Consider the following 3,205-nt stretch of genomic DNA (forward strand, 5'->3'; position numbering starts at 1 on the left):
CTCCCCGACCACCGCCAGGGCCGCCGCCCCCTACCGGACCCGGCTGCTCACCGTGCGGGGCTCCGGCGAGGGCGCCGACGGCAGGCGCAGCCGGGCCGTCGGCACGCGGGGCCGGCGGATCGGCGCCGCCGAGCCCGGCCGGGGTGCGGGCAGCGCGGTCCACCTGGTGGAGACCGTGCGGGCCGCCGCGCTGCGGCCCCAGGGCGGCGGCCGACTGCGGCTGCGCCCCCGCGACCTGCGCGTCGCGGTCCGCGAGGGTCAGGAGACCAACCTGGTGCTGTTCTGCGTGGACGCCTCCGGCTCCATGGCGGCGCGCAGGCGTATGACCGAGGTCAAGACCGCGATCCTGTCCCTGCTCCTGGACGCCTACCGGCGCCGCGACAAGGTCGGCCTGGTCACCTTCCGGGGACGCGAGGCCGAACTCACGCTGCCGCCGACCCGTTCGGTGGACGTGGCCGCGGCCCGCCTCGACGACCTGCCCGCCGGGGGGCGCACCCCGCTGGCCGAGGGCCTGGAGGAGGCGGCCCGCGTCCTGCGCCGCGAGCGGCTGCGGGACCCGAGGCTGCGTCCGCTCCTGGTCGTGGTCACCGACGGCCGGGCCACCGGCGGCAAGGGGGCGGTGGGCCGCGCGATGGCCGCCGCCGACCACGTCGCCGGACTGGGCGTGACCACCGTCGTGGTGGACGGGGAGTCCGGGCCGCTGCGCCTGGGCCTGGCCGCCTCCCTGGCCGCCCGCCTGGGCGCCGACCACATGCCCGTCAGCGAGGTCAGCGCCGACGCGCTGGGCACCGCCGTACGAGAGAGGGCCGCCTGATGCCCAAGGGACAGCCGCTCGTCGTCCCCGACGACGGGCTCACCACGCGCCAGCGCCGCAACCAGCCCGTGTTCGCCGTGCACACCGGTGACGGCAAGGGCAAGTCGACCGCCGCGTTCGGCCTCGCGCTGCGCGGCTGGAACCAGGGCTGGCGGATCGGGGTGTTCCAGTTCGTCAAGTCGGCGAAGTGGCGCATCGGCGAGCAGACCGTGCTGGAACGCCTGGGTGAGCTGCACGAGCAGACCGGCGAGGGCGGTCCGGTCGAGTGGCACAAGATGGGTTCGGGCTGGTCGTGGAGCCGTCGCAAGGGCGACGCCGAGGACCACGCGGCGGACGCCGCCGAGGGCTGGGCGGAGATCAGGCGAAGGCTCGCCGACCAGACGCACGACCTGCTCATCCTGGACGAGTTCACCTACCCGCTCAACTGGGGCTGGGTCGACGTCGAGGACGTCCTGGCCGCCCTGCGGGACCGCCCCGGCCGCCAGCACGTGGTGATCACCGGCCGCCGCGCCGACCCGCGGCTGCTGGAGGCCGCCGACCTGGTCACCGAGATGACCAAGGTCAAGCACCCCATGGACGCCGGGCGCAAGGGGCAGCGGGGCATCGAGTGGTGACCTCCCGAGGCGCCTCGGAGGGTTCGCGAAGCCGGACGGCCGGGCCCGCGGAGGCCGCCGGGGAGTACGCGGGAACCGGAGAAGCGGGGGCCGGACCGACGCCGTCGGCCCGGCCGACAGGGCTGCTCCGGCCGACACCGCGTGCACGGCCGACGGCGCTGCCCCGGCTGATGATCGCCGCGCCCATGACCGGGCAGGGCAAGACCACGGTCGCGACCGGGCTGATGGCGGCGCTGCGCGACGCCGGGTACGCGGTGAGCGGCCACAAGGTGGGCCCCGACTACATCGATCCCGGCTACCACGCCCTGGCCACCGGGCGTCCGGGCCGCAACCTCGACCCGCACCTGGTCGGCGTGGAGCGGGTGGCGCCGCTGCTGCTGCACGGGGCGCGCGGCGCGGACGTCGCCGTCATCGAGGGTGTGATGGGCCTGCACGACGGGCGGCTGGGCACGGACGGGTTCGCCTCGTCCGCGCACGTCGCGGCCCTGACGCGGACACCGGTGGTGCTGGTGGTGGACGTGTCGCGGATGTCGCGTTCGGTGGGCGCGCTGGTGGCGGGGATGGCCGCCTACGACCCGGCGGTCGAGGTGGTCGGGGTGATCCTCAACCAGGCGGGTTCGGTGCGCAACGTCGCCGAGATCACCCGGGCCACGCACCTGCCCGTCCTCGGCGTGGTCCACCGCGACGAGCGGCTCGCCAGCCCGTCCCGGCACCTGGGACTGGTTCCGGCGTCGGAGCGGGCGGAGTCGGCGCGCGTGGTCGAACGGCTCGGGGAGCACGTCGCGCGCCAGGTGGACCTGGACGCGCTGCTCGCGGTGGCCCGTTCCGCGCCCGCGCTGGACGCCCGGTCCTGGGATCCGGCACTGGCACTGGGAACACCCGCTCCGGGGTCCCTGCCCGAGGACCCGGCACAGGCGCGGGAGACATCGGTTCCCGGTACTCCGCTCGAAGGTCGGACACGGGCATGGGAAAACTCGGGTCCCGGCACCCCGCCCGAAGACCCGGCGCGGACGCGGGAGGAGTCCCAGGCTCCCCACGCAGCCCACACGGACCACGAGACCCACACGGTTCGTGCCCCCGGAGGACCCGGTGAGCGCCACACAGCCCACACCGACCACGGACCCCACGAACCCCCCGCGTCCCGGCGGCCGGTGGTCGCGGTGGCGGGCGGCCGGGCCTTCACCTTCCGCTACGCCGAGACCGAGGAACTGCTCACCGCCGCCGGGTGCGAGGTCGTCGCGTTCGATCCGCTGGGCGACACCGCGCTGCCCCCGGGCACCCGGGGCGTCTACCTCGGCGGCGGCTTCCCCGAGGTCTACGCCGGTGAGCTCGCCGCCAACCGCGGCCTGCTGACCCAGCTGCGCGAGGCGGCGCGGGACGGGGTGCCGACCGTCGCCGAGTGCGCGGGTCTGCTCTACCTGGCCGAGTCCCTGGACGGCGAGCCCATGGCCGGGGCCGTCCCCGCGCGCGCCCGGATGACGGGGCGGCTCACCCTGCGCTACCCCGAGGCGGTCTCACCGGGGGACACCCTGCTGACCCGGGCCGGAGAGCGGGTCACTGGGCACGAGTTCCACCGCACCGCCCTGACCCCCGGTGCCCGCGGCGACCTCCCGGCGTGGGAGATCGAGGGAGCGCCGGAGGGTTTCGCCTCACCGACGCTGCACGCCTCCTACCTGCACGTCCACTGGGCCGGACACCCCCGGCTCGCCGCCCGCTTCGCGGACGCCGTGCGCGCCGCCGTCTGACCGGGTGCCGCGGACAGCGGCACCCGGCCGGG

At 76.2% G+C, this 3,205-nt stretch carries 3 protein-coding genes; all 3 read left to right on the top strand.

Annotation, left to right across the window (positions count from 1 at the left end):
* Positions 1-814, top strand: an 814-nt coding sequence (locus DQW06_RS27915) for a VWA domain-containing protein (protein WP_117199596.1), incomplete at its 5' end; no start/stop codon positions are given.
* Positions 814-1,428: a cob(I)yrinic acid a,c-diamide adenosyltransferase gene (cobO, locus tag DQW06_RS27920; RefSeq protein ID WP_013152656.1), complete on the top strand. Its 615-nt coding sequence runs from the start codon at positions 814-816 to the stop codon at positions 1,426-1,428. The genes DQW06_RS27915 and cobO, both read left to right, overlap by 1 nt.
* A 170-nt stretch (positions 1,429-1,598) precedes the next feature.
* Positions 1,599-3,173 (top strand): cobyrinate a,c-diamide synthase, encoded by a 1,575-nt coding sequence (locus DQW06_RS27925; RefSeq protein WP_013152655.1) that lies wholly within the window; start codon positions 1,599-1,601, stop codon positions 3,171-3,173.
* Positions 3,174-3,205 lie beyond the last annotated feature (32 nt).

This window comes from Nocardiopsis sp. TNDT3 (assembly GCF_003427465.1).
Taxonomy (GTDB): Bacteria; Actinomycetota; Actinomycetes; order Streptosporangiales; family Streptosporangiaceae; genus Nocardiopsis; species Nocardiopsis dassonvillei.